This window comes from Bacillus chungangensis (genome assembly GCF_030812995.1).
In the GTDB taxonomy this organism is placed as follows: domain Bacteria; phylum Bacillota; class Bacilli; order Bacillales; family Bacillaceae_C; genus Bacillus_CF; species Bacillus_CF chungangensis.
In genome coordinates, this window is record NZ_JAUSTT010000012.1 from 1 (window position 1) to 15,461 (window position 15,461).

12 protein-coding genes and 1 pseudogene are annotated in these 15,461 nt (G+C 38.5%); 6 read left to right on the forward strand and 7 right to left on the reverse strand.

The annotated features are described in order from the left end of the window. Positions 1 to 99 precede the first annotated feature (99 nt). Entirely contained in the window at positions 100 to 1,851 is a 1,752-nt protein-coding gene (locus tag J2S08_RS10855; protein ID WP_307229414.1) for a sensor histidine kinase, read from the reverse strand. Between the two features lie 4 nt (positions 1,852 to 1,855). Next, on the reverse strand, positions 1,856 to 2,566 hold the full coding sequence (locus J2S08_RS10860) for a response regulator transcription factor (RefSeq protein WP_307229416.1): 711 nt from the start codon (positions 2,564 to 2,566) through the stop codon (positions 1,856 to 1,858). 162 nt (positions 2,567 to 2,728) lie between these two features. Here J2S08_RS10860 and J2S08_RS10865 point away from each other — a divergent pair, with 162 nt between their 5' ends. Continuing rightward, complete coding sequence (locus J2S08_RS10865) at positions 2,729 to 3,931, forward strand: DUF418 domain-containing protein (protein WP_307229419.1); 1,203 nt, start codon at positions 2,729 to 2,731, stop codon at positions 3,929 to 3,931. 81 nt (positions 3,932 to 4,012) lie between these two features. On the opposite strand, the gene J2S08_RS10870 is transcribed toward J2S08_RS10865, so the two are convergent. Beyond that, positions 4,013 to 4,906, reverse strand: coding sequence for an acetamidase/formamidase family protein (locus tag J2S08_RS10870; protein ID WP_307229421.1), 894 nt, complete (start codon positions 4,904 to 4,906; stop codon positions 4,013 to 4,015). A gap of 389 nt (positions 4,907 to 5,295) precedes the next feature. Between J2S08_RS10870 and J2S08_RS10875 the strand changes: the two genes are divergently transcribed. After that, entirely contained in the window at positions 5,296 to 5,487 is a 192-nt protein-coding gene (locus J2S08_RS10875) for a hypothetical protein (protein WP_307229422.1), read from the forward strand. 743 nt (positions 5,488 to 6,230) lie between these two features. Here the strand turns inward: J2S08_RS10875 and J2S08_RS10880 are convergent. Beyond that, positions 6,231 to 6,446 carry a hypothetical protein gene (locus tag J2S08_RS10880; protein ID WP_307229424.1) on the reverse strand — a complete coding sequence of 72 codons (216 nt, stop codon included), beginning with the start codon at positions 6,444 to 6,446 and terminating at the stop codon, positions 6,231 to 6,233. 1,102 nt (positions 6,447 to 7,548) lie between these two features. Here J2S08_RS10880 and J2S08_RS10885 point away from each other — a divergent pair. Beyond that, positions 7,549 to 8,166, forward strand: a complete 618-nt coding sequence (locus J2S08_RS10885) for a helix-turn-helix domain-containing protein (protein ID WP_307229426.1) — start codon at positions 7,549 to 7,551, stop codon at positions 8,164 to 8,166. A gap of 119 nt (positions 8,167 to 8,285) precedes the next feature. On the opposite strand, the gene J2S08_RS10890 is transcribed toward J2S08_RS10885, so the two are convergent. The 3 genes and pseudogenes from J2S08_RS10890 to J2S08_RS22750 form a co-directional block, all read right to left on the reverse strand. After that, entirely contained in the window at positions 8,286 to 9,671 is a 1,386-nt protein-coding gene (locus J2S08_RS10890) for a methyl-accepting chemotaxis protein (protein WP_370875673.1), read from the reverse strand. 255 nt (positions 9,672 to 9,926) lie between these two features. Beyond that, entirely contained in the window at positions 9,927 to 10,448 is a 522-nt protein-coding gene (locus J2S08_RS10895; protein WP_307229430.1) for a GNAT family N-acetyltransferase, read from the reverse strand. 443 nt (positions 10,449 to 10,891) lie between these two features. Beyond that, positions 10,892 to 10,993: pseudogene (locus tag J2S08_RS22750) on the reverse strand (IS200/IS605 family transposase); the annotation flags it as partial. A gap of 295 nt (positions 10,994 to 11,288) precedes the next feature. Between J2S08_RS22750 and J2S08_RS10900 the strand changes: the two are divergent. The 3 genes from J2S08_RS10900 to glpK all read left to right on the forward strand — a co-directional run bounded on the left by J2S08_RS10900 (position 11,289) and on the right by glpK (position 15,425). Continuing rightward, positions 11,289 to 12,734, forward strand: a complete 1,446-nt coding sequence (locus J2S08_RS10900) for a carbon starvation CstA family protein (protein ID WP_307229432.1) — start codon at positions 11,289 to 11,291, stop codon at positions 12,732 to 12,734. A gap of 231 nt (positions 12,735 to 12,965) precedes the next feature. After that, entirely contained in the window at positions 12,966 to 13,790 is an 825-nt protein-coding gene (locus tag J2S08_RS10905) for an MIP/aquaporin family protein (protein WP_307229434.1), read from the forward strand. A 144-nt stretch (positions 13,791 to 13,934) separates the two neighbouring features. After that, positions 13,935 to 15,425, forward strand: coding sequence for a glycerol kinase GlpK (gene glpK / locus J2S08_RS10910; RefSeq protein ID WP_307229436.1), 1,491 nt, complete (start codon positions 13,935 to 13,937; stop codon positions 15,423 to 15,425). Positions 15,426 to 15,461: the final 36 nt, after the last annotated feature.

Here is a 15,461-nt window from a genome sequence, read left to right on the forward strand (position 1 = left end):
TTAATGCAAAAGTTATCAAAGCCGGTGAAATTTTACTCGTCGTAAAATTTCACCGGCTTTTTCATGTCAGAGGTGGGTTTTGTCCCAACCTCTTTACGATTAATTTGTATGATAGAGTGGAAAGCTGATCGTAATGGTCGTTCCTTTTCCAACTGTTGATTCTAATTGTATTTCACCTTGATGCGCTTCGACGATTGCTTTGGCAATGCTCATTCCTAAGCCTGCACCTTCTGTTGTTTCATCTGTATTGGTGCCTCGATAGTACCGATCAAAAAAATGATCCTTTGTTTCTTCATCTATCCCAATGCCATTATCTGTGATGATTAATATTGCTTGTTGATTTCTCTGCTTTACTATTGCAGAAACTTCTGTACCAGCAGGATTATGCTTAACGGCATTATACAAAAAATTGTCTAGCATTCGCTCAAACCATTTTTGGTCTGCCATGATATTGGTAATCTCCTCTGTTTTATCCATAAAAGTAAAGGAGACATGCTGCATTGTTACATCATTTGCAAACTTTAATACTTGCTCTTGAACAATCTTTACTAAATCAAGCTTCTTCATAGAGAGAGGCAGTGTACTGTTTTTTAATTGAAAGGCAAGTGTGAAATCGGTAGCAAGTTGAACCATATACGTGCCTTTTTCACGAATCGTCTCGCCCATTTCTTGAAGCTCTTCCTTCGTCCACTCGTATTGTCCACTTTCAAGAAGATGGCCATAGCCTTGAATGGTAGACAAAGGTGTCCGCAAGTCATGAGAGATGCCTGTCATCCATTCTTCACGCGTTTTTTCAAGCAATTGTCTTTCTTTGTCTGACCTATCGAGCTTTTCGGCCATCAGATAGAAAGTATTAATAACTTCTTCGTATAAACGATATCTCATACGAATCTTTCCATTTTTTTTAAATACTTTTTTCCGTTCTTTTTTTGTTAGTACTTCCTCATACAGCCCTTGTTCCATTCTTTCCATCCAACCAATGAAAAGGAGCAGCGGCTGTCCATATCGAAAAGCATTCCACGCTGAAAAGCCAATGCTCATCAGAAGAACAATTAAACAAAATACAAGGAGCACCAAGATCATTTTTTTAATCATAATTGGCTGCATGATAGGCTGCTTTTCACTTTTCAAACGATAAAGCATCCATGTTTGATTATGGATTGGATCATGATAAATAGAAATACTCGGATCTTCTTTTTCAGGTGAAACTTTACTCTTTAAGACATCAAGAGGGGAGAAGTTATCCATATTATTTTGATCACCAATTGCTTGAATGATATTTCCGTTTTTATCCATAATGTGCAAGTAACCGTCAATATCACTTACTTTTTTTTCTATTTCAGCGGTGAATTCAGGTGTGAGTACGCCATTCGTGCCAAATTCATTTGCCCATTCTTCTAGTTTCTTAGCAAAATGATCTTCATAGCCTAATAGAAATAGACTTGTATCATTAAACATGGTGTCGATTTGTGCTTGTACATGAAATGTTTTGAAACGATTTGTTTCTTCTATCTTAATTAATTCAGGGGCTGTATATGTATTTGGTAATTCAGCCGGTGCAGCAATCGAATAAATGACATTTCCTTCTTTATCGACAATTTGCAGCCACATATTATTTTCTTTTATTTGTTTCTGCAAATCGGAAGGAACGGTGGCGACTCCGTTAGAAACATCTGTTTCAGAAACAATCAAGTCGATGGCTCCTACCGGAAAATTGCGCTTCATCTCGTCTATTACTAAGTAATGAACAAGGAGAAAGAGCAAGAAAAGAAAGAGACAAAATACAAAAACAGAAACGATAAAAAACTGCATGGTGAATTGGAGGGCAATTTTTCTTTTAATAGACTTCACCCTATTATCGCTCCTTTACAAGCTTGTAGCCTAAACCTCTAATCGTTAAAAGATAGGTTGGTTGGCTAGGGTTCGGTTCAATTCGTTCGCGGATTCGTCTAATATGAACCATAACAGTGTTATCGTCTACATAATTATCGAATCCCCATACATGCTCCAGCAATTGTATTTTTGAAAAGACACGATTAGGATGCTTGCAAAAAAAGAGCAGCAGTAAAAACACTTGTGCCGGACAGGAAACAACCTCTCCATTGACGATCAATTCTCCAGCATCTTCATCAACGACAAATCTGCCGAAATCGTAGCGTTTTTTTCTATTTTCTTCTCTTATTTCCGTTTGTGTTATCGTTCCTCTTCGAAGCCGCGCTTTAATTCTCGCAGCAATTTCTAAAGGATTAAAAGGCTTCGTTACATAATCATCTGCGCCAATCGCAAACCCTGTTAAAACATCTAGGTCAGAGATTCTCGCTGTTAAAAATAAAATATGAGCATCAGATGTTTCGCGGATTTTCGGACAAATATCAAATCCACTTTGATCTGGCAGCATCACGTCTAAGATAATCATTGTTGGTGCATGCTCTTCCACGATCTCTAGCGCGTCCTTGGCTGTATATGCTGTATATATATGCTGAAATCCTTCTTTTCTAAGTACAGTTTCAATCATTTTAACGATCGATTTTTCATCATCAACGAGTAAGATTTTTGCATTTTCCATTGTTTTTGACACCTCCTTGTTAGAATAGCATATAAACCTTAACGTGTACTTAACAATTTTGTGGGAATTTATGTGTTCGTAAGCCTTCGGTTTCATTCCAGTAATTCTTGTATTTTACGATAAGTACGATAACTTAAGTGTTAAACAAAGGTGGAACAAAGAATGAATAAAAGTGGAACAAGAATACAAGTAATCGATGGTATTAGAGGCTTTAGTTTAATAGGAATTTTAATGGCTAATATGCTGATTTTTCAATTTGGCATCTGGGGAAAGGAACAGCTTCCATTATATTCACTTCCTATTATAGAAGAGAAAGCTTTTCAAGTAATAAAAATTGTGTTTGAATCTAGCTTCATCCCAATCTTTACTTTTTTGTTTGGCTACGGGATGATCAAAATGAAAGAGAGTTTGGAGAGGAAAGATTTAAAGGTCAAAAGATATTTTGCCCGCCGCTCTATTTTATTATTGATACTTGGATTACTACATGGCACTTTCCTATGGGAAGGAGATATTTTACTTTATTACGGCATTAATGGACTTTTCTTGCTAATGTTTTTAAAGCGAAAAAAGAAAACGATGCTTATTTGGATGTCTATCGCTTATATTCTTGCTTCTTTAATCGGATTTGCTAATGTAGGGGTAACAAAAGATGAGAAAACCAAAATAGAAAATTATGCGAAAGAGACAATTACTATTTATGGAAGCGGCAGTTATATGGAGATAATGGATCATCGCAATAATGCAGATCCGATTGAAATGCCTGAATATTTCATTCTACTTAGCCTATTGCTTATACCGATTTTATCGATGCCAATGTTTTTATTTGGCATGTATGCTGCAAAAAGTGAGTGGTTTCATGAACCGAATAAACATCATTCCTTGTATCGGCGACTGGCGTTCCTTTTGATTCCAATCGGAATCATTTTTAAATGTTTGCCTGCATTTGTTTCCAAACATGTATTATTTAAGGTTATCGGAACAATAGGAGGAGATGTGTTGGCAATTGGCTACATTTTTGGATTAGCAGCTATTTATGCAAGCGGGAAGCTGACATTCATGTTAAGATGGTTTGAAAGCATGGGCAAGATTTCGTTAACGAACTATTTAATGCAAACAATCATTTGTACGACGATATTTTATGGATATGGCTTTGGATTATTCGGTAAAGTAGGAGTAATCGGCGGATTTTTCTTAGCGATCATTATATTCGCCATTCAAGTTGCAGCTAGCCATTGGTACTTAAAACGCTGGCGTACGGGACCAGTAGAAAAAATTCTGCGAATGTGGACAAATTTCTCTTGGAATGGCACAGCAAAGAGAAAAGTGCCTAAAGATGTGAAAATCGACGTAAATACTCAAGTGTAAACCTAAACTCCAAACAAACAGCCTCCTGCCTCTTTCGCTTCTTGCGATTAGAAGTTGGAGGCTGATGCCATTCGTTAAAAATTACGAAGTAAAAAGCGGCTGCTTTAACAAACTTTTAGGGATTGAAACTCGTACAGTAACGAGTGGATTGACGATTTGACTAATCTGCAAATCACAAACTGCACTTAAAAGCCGATACGCATCATTATAGGATAAGGAAAGCTGTTTTTGAATGGTGAAGACCGCGGTCTCCAACCCTTTCTCAATCGCTTGATCTAATGTTTCATCTGAAGCAACAATCATATAGGCTGTATCCGTTTCTACAATCGGCATCGAAATTTCCTGCTGGAAACTCGTTGCTTTCATTGTGACTCTCCCGCCAATTTCGACGCCAGAACCGTTTAGTTCGCCATCTCCCATTGCAGCATGTAAGTCGCCAAGTGCCAGCAGGCCGCCGTCATGAAAAACAGGCAAATATACTTTGCTGCCTGCTGTGATATATTTTGTATCCAAATTGCCGCCATGGTCGCCAGGTGATTCACATTTTACTTCTCCAATTTTTGGGGCGGTTCCAATCACACCGATCATTGGATTTGCTTCTATTTGCAAGTCATCACGAAAGATAACTTTTCCATCTCGGACAGGCAAGATTCTTGTATCCATCACGTCAACGTGTTTTCCAAGCGGCCCCATCCCAGGGTAAAGCACCATGACGCCAAACGCTTCTGTTTCTATTTTTATGATTTCCACACAAAGTGTTTCTTTTTCCTTTAGACCATTGATGTAAATTGGGCCAGTAGCTGGATTCAGATGATCAATTTGCACTTCTTTGCGAAGCTGTTTTTCACTTGTTATTGCCCCGCCATAGCAATCGAATGTTTCGACACAAAACGTTTCATTAAGTTCCACCGTATAGGCAGGCGAGTGGGTTGCTGAAAAACTAGCAATAAACTTTTCTTTTTTCAACACATTCATACTATCACACTCCTTATATATGATCTTTCCTATCTTTATCCCCATCTAACTGGCAAGTCAACATCCCCACCTTAGGGGGGAAGAGGAGTCAGAAGCGCTAGGTAGGGGATAACTGAAGGTCGAATGTCCGATTGGTTCGGGTCGCCCTGGATAAGCAGCATCGCACGAAGAAATAGCGGTTTTCTTTTTTTAGGACGCTTTCGATCTTAGCCTTTGTTCTACTCTTTATGAGTGGGGGATAAAAGAAAACTCCCGCTCATGGAAGTTTCACTTTATATAGTGTATCGCGTAAAGTCTTCACTAGTAAAGAAAAAACATTCTCATAAAATAGCATTAAACAGAGTGAATATGATACGCTTAGAGAAAATGAATAATAGGCAGGGATGATTGTGGAAAAAGTTTATTACTATGCCACTTTGTTTTTTGGCACCTTTATTACGCTTGCATTGATTATTTTTTCAATTTTTGCTTTTCGGCTTGGATACCCGGTGATCGGAATCTTCCTGGTATTGATCGTAATTGCTTCTATTTTTGTCTACATTGTTTTTATGAAAAAATGGGACAAACAGAAGCAAGTCTAAATGAACAGTCTAAGTTAAAAGGGTGGAAACCAAAAAAGATGAATGCTATACAGTGAGGGTTTGCTGAGACGCGTCATTAAACCTAAAATTTAGGATTAGACAAAATGCCATGGGGAGACGTTTTTTCGATTAGGGTTCAAGGAAAAGACTTTATAAAAAGCTTAGCGAGTTAAATGATAAAAAAGAAGGTTGCTTCACATTTTAAAAAGGCAAGGGAGTAAATGGGTCCGCTTCAATACTCAAAAGCGATTGGAAGAAAAGAAAAACCCCATTGTGAAGGGTTTTGAATTTGAATTAGGAAGATATATGGAGAAGTTTTAAGACTCGTTCACGAATTTTTTTGTTTGGCTGTGTACCAGAAATTATTTCAGATAAGCGCGTCATAGGGATTTGGTTTTTTTCACAAAATTCTTTCTGCGTAAGCTGCAACTCAGCAAGACGGCGTTTGATTTCCCATCCAAGCGGAGTAATCGGTCGTTTTCTTACCCCATGGCTGTATCTCCTTTCCCTTTTTAAGGCATAAATATTTGTGTGACGCTTACTATAAGGATATGTGATCTGTTTTTAAATGTGTATGGAGTGCTGTGTGGGTCATTTTACACTGTGATTTTGTATTTAAGATCAATTGGTTGAGAAACATCCCTTATGCCGCTTACCTTTCGCAATCTATGGACAGAAATCTCTCCATTAAGAACGTAATGCCACCGTTTGTAAGATAAAATAGTAAAATGAATCAGACTGGTTTATTTTAACTCTATAAATTTAGCTGAATATTGGGACTTTTGTTCTTGCTGCAATCCTTCAAAGATTTGTTTAAAACGGATAAAAGTCTGCAGCGCATAGTGATTTGCTTCATCAATATCAGTTGTTGCTTTGAAATCAAAAGTATCTGCACTTTTTATCAGCGCATAGCCTGCTTGTCTTAAAACATAACCATATGTATATTGAAAAATACGCATGTAAACCCTCCTGTTTAGCTGTAGAAAGAAACAAACTCTGCACATTTTCTTTACTTGTATGAATGAAAGTTCCACTTCTCACTTGTTTTTGATATCCTAAAAGTATACGTAATCAAGTTACGATTTGATCATCTCAAACTTGGGTCATTTGAAATTGATTACTGTCTTCATACAAATAACGAACGCATTGCCTTGGATGTATAAGTTCAATTGTTTTTAAAAAATTGCGAAGACCAGCAGACATCTCCATGCACATGGAAAAGAATGACGAAAGCACGAACCCTTTGGGCTTAGGGTAATGGGATAAACGTGTCCGTGTGTCTTGTTTCAGTCGGAGTATAAGCAGGGAAAGTACTTATACAAAGCTGATTTTATATACTTCTTGCAGAAGTAGGCAAGTAGATGCTAGCTGATCCTCGCTTTAAAATGGTTTCCTCGGTTTCAATTCAATTTTTTGATAGTAGTAGTGGTATGCCCAGTGTTTTTAAGGTGATGGAAATGACGGCGGGATAAGAAACAAGCTGTGCTGATGTTATAACTTGTATTGGGCTCCTCTTCTTTTTGTAAGCGTTTCTGCCGTTTCATATGCGTCTCTGATAAATGCAAACTTAATAAATGACTTCATGCGACACCAGGGATAGCATGAAATAGCATTGTTTAGTAGACCTTTTCTTTTTAGTCACACATATTCTTTTTGTTATGTCCAGATCGTGCGTGTACGTAAGAATAAAAGAAGAGGCTATTTATGAGTTTGTTATATGCAGATGCCTATCATCACTCTGTGTGATGCCCAATGTTTAAGAAACGGAAGGGAAGCTGTGTTCTATCACCTAAACGCCGTTCATCTCTATGTTGAAAAAGTAGAATAGTAATATGCTGTCTCTCAATACTAGAAGATGATCCACCAACATTGGCTGATTTATTTCCATCTATCAAAAGCATAAAAAGCGTTTACAGAAATGAGAGATGTTTCCATGATGAAATGAAACCGAGACTATGCTTTTGATTAATTCTATTTTACTACGAATTAGGAGTAAAAGCAACCTTTTTGTTACGAAAATGGAGTGAGATAGTAAAATTGTTTTAAAATGGAGTGAGTGACATGAGTTTTGGTAAACGTTTAAAACAGTTAAGAAAGTTAGAAGGCATTTCAATGGCATCATTAGGAAGCCATATCGGCACCTCTTCTAGTCGAATAAGTGATTGGGAAAATGAAAAAACTCACCCATCTTCTGTTTTTATTGTTCGTATTGCTCGATATTTCAACGTGTCAATTGATTGGTTATTAACCGGAGTAGAATTTGATGAGTATCTTGCCGTTTCAAAGATGGGAGATTTAACAAATGAGGAGGAAGCACTTATCCACTCGATAGTTGAACGGAATGAGATTGAAGACCCATTGTTATTTAAGAAGGCCGTCTCATATTTTTGTCAGTGGATGAAAGCAGAAAATGCTTCTGTTTCAATAAATAAGGAATCCCTTGAGTATTTATACTATTTACTTTTGACTTTTGTACATCGTCATAAGGCTGCGAGTGAAAAGATACAACCAAATATTGCCGAACAAACTCAACTTTATAAACCAGAACAAGAATGTTATCCATCTTCTGATGAACAGCATCTGCTGCTTCTTTTTCGCCAGCTCTCTAAGCGGGATAAGACTGAAATTGTATCGATTATGGAAATGAAAAAAACATATGGGAAAAAAGCTGATTCCTAACACTAGAATGTGATGCGCATTTATTCGTGCTGCTATCGTTCGTAACTGAATTACGAAAAATGAAAAACAGGCTAAAAAACTTTTAGCCTGTTTTTCTTCATATCTTTTTCCGATCACGATTATAAACGATATTTTTGAAGAGCTGCATCGATCTTTTTGCTTAATGCTGTTAAGCTTCCTGTTAGCGTTTCTATCTTTGAAATGGAATGTGATTGTTCAGTGACGGATGCTGTCACTTGTTCCGCAGAAGCCGCTGTTTCTTCAGAAACAGAAGAAACATTATGAACCGCATGAATAATTTTATTACTTTGCTCTGTGACATGTTGAATTTCATCATTCAATTTCTCAATAGCTTCTGCCAGCTGTTGGACAGTGCTAGAGATTTTATTAAATTCCGACTCTGTATTGCCGACCGCTTGACTTAATTGTTCTGAAATTGAAATTGTAGTAGCCATCGCGGTCACTGTACCTTCTGTTTCTTGTTCTATTCCAGCAATCATCTCTTGTATTTGTTGAGTTGCATGGTTTGATTCTTCAGCTAGTTTCCTAACTTCATCGGCAACAACAGCGAATCCTTTGCCATGCTCGCCAGCTCTAGCAGCTTCAATGCTAGCGTTTAATGCCAACAAATTAGTCTGCTGAGAGATGTTGTTGATTGTATCCGTAATGTTTGAAATATCTTGTATTTTATTATAAAGACTAGTGATGCCAAGACTAATTTGATCAGAGGCTTGAATCGCCTCATCGTTAGCTGTTTTTAATGCGACCATCATTTCTTTGCCTGTTAAGGTGGCATTCTCGGAAATAGCAGTAATTTTTTTCATCGCTTCATTTTCTTTGTTCATTTTTAAGATCGATTCTGTTAATTCTTGAACATGCCCATTCGTTTCTTCTAGATCAGTTGCTTGAGAAACAGCTCCTTTCGTAATTTCATTCATTGCACTTCCGACTTCTTGGCTGCTTGCAGCAGTTTCTGAAAACGCAGCAGTAAGTTCATTGGTTGTTGCAAGAAGGCTTGAGCTTGTATCTTGAAGCTCATGAAATAAAGTGCGGAGCTTGCCAATTATTTGATTAAACGAAATACTTATTTGTCCAATTTCATCTCTAGACTCTTTCAATTTTTCTTCTGTTAAATCGCCGTTCGCCAACTGCAAGTAATTTGCTGACACTTTTTTTAAGAATTGCAATTTGTTTCTTGCTGCAATAAAGATTAATAATGCCCCAACAATTGCCGTTGCTATTGTCATCAAAAGAAGCAGCCATTTCATTGTATGTATTGATGTATCAGAGCCTTTAGAACCGTAAATGGCTGTTTCAGCTTTTTCTTGAGCTTCTTTGCTACTGATATTGCCAGTCTCTACTTCTTCTTGCAGCTGTTCAAGAGCTGGAATTCCTGAACTCATCAGCTGTTCTACATTTACCTTGCTGCTGTTATTCAATGCTTTTTTGGCATAGAAATAGCTAACAGACCCTATCGTTCCACCGACAGCAAGCATCACTGCCATCGTGAGCACTAGCAGTTGGAATGAGATATTTTTGGAGAATGATATGTTTGATTTCAATGATGTTTCCTCCTTTTTATCATGCGCTACGGGCAAATTTTTAGATTTCTAACTTCATTGAGAATGCTAGCTTACGTTTAGTGAGAAATGAGCGAACACATCTTACTTTGATACAATGCCCCATCCCAGTATGGCGGTTATGAACGAAGGTATGTATGATGAAACATGAAAGGGAATGCATTGTCCAAATGTGGCTGGCTAATTGAGCAAATTTTGCAAATGTTCCCATCCATAGGCAATTTCTTCAAAGGTATCGCTGCCAATTTTAATTTGCTGTGTATCCACTTCTACTGGATTAAAAGCTTCATAAAAGTGTCTCGATGGATTTTCAGCTAGCACCCAAACGAGCATCGATTGGTAGCCTTTTGTAAAAAGATCCAAAGCAACTTGTTTTAGTAGATATTTGCCTATCTGTTGTCTTGCATATTTTTTTAAAAGATAAATGGCATATAATTCACCATCATATTTATATTTGCCAGTTCGCTCTTTGCCGCCATTGGCAAATCCGATAATCTCACCATGCTCATTCTCAGCTACAAAGAGCGAGGATGAGGAAAAGCCTTGCTTAAAAACATGTCTCCATTTTTCTTCTCGTTCTCCATAGGAGAGCCCATCGAGATAATTTCGCGAAACGATGCCGTCGTATGTTGATTTCCAACTATCAACATGAACTTTGGCAATGCCTTTTATATCGGCTATGTTCCCTTTTCTTATATTCATGACTATTATCCCCTCCATGAAAAAACGATCCTGTTGTTAGACCCCTGCCTCAAGGCCTATCGAGCGTCTAGCATGTTATCGAGGTGAGTTGACTGGAAATAGCAAATGAACATGCCCAATCCCCGATCTCTTGTTTCTCATATCTCACTTTAAATATCGTTGAAACCTGTAAGCTAACACCCGGGAAGGGGGAAAGAAGTCCCCTTCCTGGTGAAATTCTACTTTCATTAAATAGTATTCGAGTCCCGTAAAAAAAATCCTTTATATTTCCGTGTTTTTTTGTAAATAACCTGATATATTTTGACTATTATCAAAAAAAATGTAATGAGAGTTAGGATGTGGATTTGATGAAGGATGTTGTGAACCACTCACCACTTATCGACCTTGCGGTCTGACTGAAGTGGGAGCTTCTTGGGAACTAGATACTTTTGTTAGCTATCTATCCAAAGTTTTTTGCGAACAATGGGAAAGTCACGTTTTATTAGAAGAGAACTTGCACGCTTATGCACATTTAGAAACTTTGATAACTTACTATTCGGATGTGCCTATAAACATGTACATGGTTTTTTATAGTGCTATCAAACTCCATATTGTATAGACTATATCATAGAACAATCTTTTGGCTTACGGCAACCGAAAATTCATCTCCCACTTTCATTGGGCTAGCTATGCCCTTCATATTTAGAAGTGGGAGAATTCTTTTCGGAGATCCAGTTAAAATAACGTTGTCTAATTGCATTTAGTGTTAGGAGACCGTTATTACATATATTCGCCAGTTTAGACAAAATTATGGCAATTTGGCGTAAACTCCTTATAATTGAATGAAAGGGGGAGAGTACGTTGATTACATTTTTTGTGGCTATTATTATCTTAGTTGCTGGCTATTTTACTTATGGAAAATTAGTTGAAAACATTTTTGGAAGCAGGCAGGAGCGAACAACGCCAGCTTATACATTGGCAGATGGCGTAGATTATGTTCCGATGAATACGAAGCGGAATGCAATGATTCAGCTTTTGAATATTGCAGGAGTTGGTCCGATTTTTGGCCCTATTATGGGCGCACTTTATGGACCAGTGGCTTTTCTCTGGATTGTCTTAGGAGCGATTTTTGCGGGCGGTGTCCATGATTATTTAACGGGGATGATATCTATCCGCAACCGAGGTGCTCATTTACCGGAATTAGCAGGTAAATTTCTTGGGAAAACGATGAAACATGCTGTTAACGCCTTTTCAATTCTGCTGCTTGTTTTAGTGGGAACCGTATTTGTTTCGGCGCCTGCTTCTTTGTTGGACGGGCTGACGCCGGAAGTGATTACGCTAGGTACAATTGTTGCCATTATATTTTTGTACTATATTGTTGCGACAATTTTACCGATTGATAAAATTATTGGGAGACTTTATCCGATTTTTGGTTTACTTTTGCTTATTAGTGCAGTTGGAATTGGAGGCGCTCTTATCGTAAAGGGAGCACCAATTCCAGAACTTACGCTGGAAAATTTACATCCAGATGGATTAGCGATTTTTCCACTGCTTTTTTTAACGATTTCTTGCGGGGCATTATCAGGTTTTCATGCTACACAATCACCAATCATTTCGCGGACGACACAAAATGAAAAGCAGGGGCGAAAAATTTTTTATGGGATGATGATAACAGAAGCAATTATCGCCATGATTTGGGCAGCAGCAGCGATGAGTTTATTTGATGCAAATGAATTGAATACAATCCTAAAGGAAAGCGGGCCCGCTGCCGTTGTAAGTGAATTGTCTATCATGTCACTAGGTGCATTTGGCGGAACGTTGGCAATATTAGGTGTGATCGTGCTTCCAATTACTTCTGGTGATACTGCGTTTCGAAGCGCACGAATGATCATTGCTGATTATGTGAGAGTTGGCCAGAAAAAATTTAGCAGCCGTTTATGGATAGCGCTACCAATGTTCGTCATTTCTGTTGGGTTGACACAAATTGATTTTAATATTTTATGGCGCTACTTTTCATGGGCAAATCAATCGACAGCAATGATTGCTTTATGGGTAGGAGCGATGTATTTAGGTTTGCAGCGGAAAAACCATTGGATTGCTACTATTCCAGCGCTCTTTATAACGATGGTAACCTTTACCTATATTCTCCATGCACCAATTGGCTTTCACCTGTCAAAACCGATTTCTTATGCTGGTGCAGCACTCATTACGATTGCAGCAATGTTTGCCTTTATAAATGGTTTGAAAAAACGTTTAAATAAAGGGGAACCGATTAAAGTAGATGATGAATTAGGAGAAGCTTCATAAACTGAAAGAAGACATATCATAGCGATGGATGTTCATACAGCTGCAACTTTTTTAAAGGGACCAATAGTTGACAGCGTTTTCATCATTTGCTAAGATGTAGCATAAGTTAATATGGAGGACGGAGAATAAGAGATCCACACAGAACACCTTTATTATCATAAGGCTTGTTTTGTATGGATCTCTTTTTATTTTCTTTGCGAAAAATTTCGATAAAGAAAGGAGCATTTATACATGACAGCATTTGTTGGTGAACTTATCGGTACAATGATTTTAATTACGTTGGGATGTGGGGTTGTTGCTGGTGCCAATCTAAAAAAAACTTATTCAAATGGAAGCGGCTGGATCGTTATTACATTTGCCTGGGGATTAGCAGTTGCCGTTGGCGTTTATACCGTTGGCCAATTTAGTGGCGCTCATTTGAATCCAGCCGTGACACTTGGACTCGCTTTTCATGGTTCATTTCCTTGGGAAAATGTACTTTCTTACATGATTGCACAAATAATGGGTGCTATTATTGGTGGAGCTATTGTATACTTACATTATTTACCGCATTGGAAGGAAACGAAGGACCCAGCTCTGAAATTGAGCGCTTTTGCTACGGCGCCTGCAATTCCGCATTTCTTTTCAAATTTAATCAGTGAGATGATCGGTACTTTTATTCTTGTATTAGGTATATTAGCAATTGGTGCGAATACATTTACAGATGGATTAAATCCATTGATTATTGGACTTTTAATTGTTGTAATCGGTATGTCGCTTGGCGGCACAACTGGCTATGCCATTAACCCTGCTCGAGACCTTGGACCGCGAATTGCTCATTTTATTTTGCCGATAGCAGGAAAGGGAGGGTCTAACTGGCCGTATGCATGGATTCCGATTGTTGGTCCACTTCTAGGAGGTGCTTTTGGAGGGTTATTTTATAAGGCAATTTTTGAAGGGAAGTGGACAAATCATTTATGGTATGTACTGTCCGTTATCATTGTTGTATTGCTGATTTCCTATTTTGCAAGTAAACCAAGGATAGCTTCTCACAAAAAAACTGTTGCTTACAAATAAACGGCATTTAAAGTTGACATGGAATATTGGCAGATCCGCCCCTAAATAAAAATACGAACAGTGGTGACCAGGGGAGACGACTGCCAGCTGATTACGTTTCAACTAATGCTGCTTCGAAAAACATGTTTCTAGGGGGAAATAAAGATGGAGAAATATATGTTAGCACTTGATCAAGGAACAACAAGCTCACGAGCAATTTTGTTTAATAAGGCGGGCAGGGTTGTTCATGTTGCGCAAAAAGAATTTACTCAAATTTTCCCAAAACCAGGCTGGGTTGAACATCATGCTAATGAAATTTGGGGATCGATTCTAGCAGTAATTGCTTCTTGCTTATCAGAAGCAAACGTTAAGGCAGAGCAAGTGGCAGGGATCGGCATTACAAATCAACGGGAGACAACGGTGATTTGGGATAAAAAAACAGGTACACCTATTTACAATGCAATTGTCTGGCAGTCGCGGCAAACAGCAGAAATTTGCGAAGACTTAAAAGCAAAAGGCTATGATCAAATTTTTCGTGAAAAAACAGGACTTTTAATTGATGCCTATTTTTCGGGAACAAAAGTAAAGTGGATATTAGATCATGTCGATGGAGCGCGCGAGAAGGCAGAAAAAGGAGAGCTATTGTTTGGGACGATTGATACTTGGCTCATTTGGAAGCTGTCAGGGGGACGGGCTCATGTAACGGATTATTCTAATGCGTCAAGAACGCTTATGTATAACATTTATGAGCTTAAATGGGATGATGAATTGCTTGACATTTTAGGTGTTCCGAAAGCGATGCTTCCTGAAGTGAAGCCATCTTCAGACATCTACACACATACTGCCGATTATCATTTCTTCGGTCAAGAGGTGCCGATTGCTGGCATTGCCGGCGACCAGCAAGCAGCATTGTTCGGCCAAGCTTGCTATGAAGAAGGAATGGCGAAGAATACGTATGGAACTGGCTGTTTTATGCTAATGAATACAGGTGAAAAGGCAGTTGTTTCAGATCATGGATTGTTAACGACGATTGCTTGGGGATTAAATGGAAAAATAACGTATGCATTAGAGGGCAGTATTTTTGTTGCTGGTTCTGCAGTCCAGTGGCTTCGAGATGGACTAAGATTGTTCAAGGAAGCCAAGGACAGCGAAACATATGCTAGAAAGGTGCAGTCAACAGAAGGCGTCTATGTTGTTCCTGCTTTTGTAGGGCTTGGCACTCCATACTGGGACAGTGAGGTGAGAGGCGCTGTCTTTGGCATCACTAGAGGAACGACAAAGGAGCATTTTATTCGTGCTACTTTGGAATCACTGGCTTATCAGACGAGGGATGTCTTGCAGGCGATGGAGGCTGATTCAGGCATTTCATTAAAAACATTGCGTGTTGACGGCGGGGCAGTGATGAATGATTTCTTAATGGAATTCCAAAGTGATGTACTTCATGTACCTGTAGAACGTCCAGAAGTAAGTGAAACGACCGCCCTTGGCGCAGCATATTTAGCTGGGCTTGCAGTTGGCTATTGGAAGAACCAAAACGACATAGCTTCCCAGTGGAACATGGATCGACGTTTTACACCATCGATGGCTGCAGAGGACAGAGACACTCTTTATGACGGTTGGAAAAAAGCAGTAAAAGCTGCCATGGCATTTAAGTAGAAATGATAGAAAGAGAGGCAACGAAGTTGTTTCTCT

Bases quoted from the DNA above. Each gene is read 5' to 3' on its own strand.
- J2S08_RS10860 (WP_307229416.1), bottom strand. From the start codon at position 2,566: ATGGAAAATGCAAAAATCTTACTCGTTGATGATGAAAAATCGATCGTT.
- J2S08_RS10865 (WP_307229419.1), top strand. From the start codon at position 2,729: ATGAATAAAAGTGGAACAAGAATACAAGTAATCGATGGTATTAGAGGC.
- J2S08_RS10870 (WP_307229421.1), bottom strand. From the start codon at position 4,906: ATGAATGTGTTGAAAAAAGAAAAGTTTATTGCTAGTTTTTCAGCAACC.
- J2S08_RS10880 (WP_307229424.1), bottom strand. From the start codon at position 6,446: ATGCGTATTTTTCAATATACATATGGTTATGTTTTAAGACAAGCAGGC.
- J2S08_RS10885 (WP_307229426.1), top strand. From the start codon at position 7,549: ATGAGTTTTGGTAAACGTTTAAAACAGTTAAGAAAGTTAGAAGGCATT.
- J2S08_RS10890 (WP_370875673.1), bottom strand. From the start codon at position 9,671: ATGGCAGTGATGCTTGCTGTCGGTGGAACGATAGGGTCTGTTAGCTAT.
- J2S08_RS10895 (WP_307229430.1), bottom strand. From the start codon at position 10,448: ATGAATATAAGAAAAGGGAACATAGCCGATATAAAAGGCATTGCCAAA.
- J2S08_RS10905 (WP_307229434.1), top strand. From the start codon at position 12,966: ATGACAGCATTTGTTGGTGAACTTATCGGTACAATGATTTTAATTACG.
- glpK (WP_307229436.1), top strand. From the start codon at position 13,935: ATGGAGAAATATATGTTAGCACTTGATCAAGGAACAACAAGCTCACGA.